Annotated in this window: 2 protein-coding genes and 1 pseudogene; all 3 read right to left on the reverse strand. The window is 49.4% G+C overall.

The genetic code is table 11. The features are described 5' to 3' along the window. Positions 1-77: 77 nt before the first annotated feature. Positions 78-218 (reverse strand): Maff2 family mobile element protein, encoded by a 141-nt coding sequence (locus BUB35_RS18290; RefSeq protein WP_072854061.1) that lies wholly within the window; start codon positions 216-218, stop codon positions 78-80. A 69-nt stretch (positions 219-287) separates the two neighbouring features. Then, positions 288-1,136 (reverse strand): annotated as a pseudogene (locus BUB35_RS18295) (VirD4-like conjugal transfer protein, CD1115 family); the annotation flags it as partial. A gap of 86 nt (positions 1,137-1,222) precedes the next feature. Next, positions 1,223-1,588 carry a hypothetical protein gene (locus tag BUB35_RS18300; RefSeq protein WP_072854063.1) on the reverse strand — a complete coding sequence of 122 codons (366 nt, stop codon included), beginning with the start codon at positions 1,586-1,588 and terminating at the stop codon, positions 1,223-1,225. Positions 1,589-1,674: the final 86 nt, after the last annotated feature.

Here is a 1,674-nt window from a genome sequence, read left to right on the forward strand (position 1 = left end):
ATAATATTTCTACCAGTCAATTATGAAATATTTTACAGAATAATGGGGTGGCTATCTGCTCTCTTGTTTGTGCTACTTTACGACACATGAGCATTTGCACCAGGGTTGTCGTTGCCGTAACCTTCCAGAAGGTTAATCACGCCCCAGATACCAAGGCCAGCGCCCAGGGCAATCACGAGAGTCTGAAGAACATCCACAGCAGAGTTAAAGAATTCCATAATGTACCTCCATAAAATTTGATTGATTTTTGATTGATTACGGAAGGCACACATTTTCCTCGAAGGTAATCAACCGCCGGTTTCCTCGGCGGCTTCGTCCCCGGACAGGTCTATCGAATAGGCTGCAAATTGTTCGTCCGGCCTCAATTTGAGCCTGGCAGACAGAAAACGCTCTATGTCGAAGGCGTTTTTCTTGTCGTAGTCGGAAAGGTATTTGTAGTTCGGATGTTTGGTAATATCAAACTTCTCCGAAAGGAACGGCCTTACGCCGCGCAGTTGCAGGATGCACTTGCCGCCATCCATAACGGCCAGCTCATCCTGGCTCATCAGCTCTTTTCCGAGCTTCTGGTAATTGAGAGAGTGGGAGGTTTCCCGCCCACGGTTCTCGCCGGTATTGTAGGTGTCGATTGTCTCTTTCCCAAGGGATGCCGCCAGCTCCTTTAAGGTGGTCGGCTCCTTGCCGCCCAGGAATACCGTGGCATCCATGTTTCCGATGATGGTGTCGGCGTTGTCTTTGTAAATCGCTTTAAGCTGGCTCTGCGCCTGGAGGACGAGGCAGGCGGATACCTCACGACTTCGAATGGTTGCGACCAGTTTCTCCAGCCGTGGGATCTGCCCGATGTTGGCGGCCTCGTCTATGAGGCAGCGCACATGGACTGGCAGCCTGCCGCCATACACATCATCAGCCTTCTCACACAGCAGGTTGAAAAGCTGGGAGTAGGCCATAGCGATCAAAAAATTCATACTGTCCTCGGTGTCGCTCATGATTAAAAACAAGGCTGTCTTGCGATCTCCGAGGGTATCCAGTTCCAGCTCGTCATAGGCGGTCAGGTCCCGGACCTCCTGAATGTCAAAAATAGAGGTTCTGGCCGCCGCGCTGATAAGGATACTTTTGGCTGTCTTACCCGAAACGAGTTGTCAAGGACTTTTTAATCAAATTCACAGAAAAGCCACAAAAAAGTGCCAGAAGCACTTCCATGCTCCTGACACTCAGGTGGGTGAGGTTACTTGCGTCTGCTTAACAGTTCATCGCAAAGATACGCATATTCTGGCAACTGGTCGATATAGGTTTTCCAACGCCGTTTGATTTCGGCCAATTCCAGCGGGTCGGCTTCTTCTATCGCGTGGTCGTTGCCTGTCATATACAGAACATCCATCGCAACATCATCCAGGCACTCGTGACAGAGATCGGCGGCAGACTCTATCCTCCTTCCGGTATCAACATAAAGCGGGTTTAGGCCAATCGCTAGCCAGACAAAGCCCACTTTATCAGACCATAGCAGTTCAAAATTAGTGCTTTGTTGAAGATGCTCGGCAAACACCTTTCGTACCCGTTCAATCTCAGTTTTCTCTTTTTCTGTGTACAGCATTTTCATGTCCTCCTTGGCTAAAAGTTTTGGTGTGTACCATCATCAGTTTAACACAAGGCGGCTGGCTTTATCAGCCGGTCACATCT

Source organism: Anaerotignum lactatifermentans DSM 14214 (assembly GCF_900142265.1).
Classification (GTDB): Bacteria; Bacillota; Clostridia; order Lachnospirales; family Anaerotignaceae; genus Anaerotignum; species Anaerotignum lactatifermentans.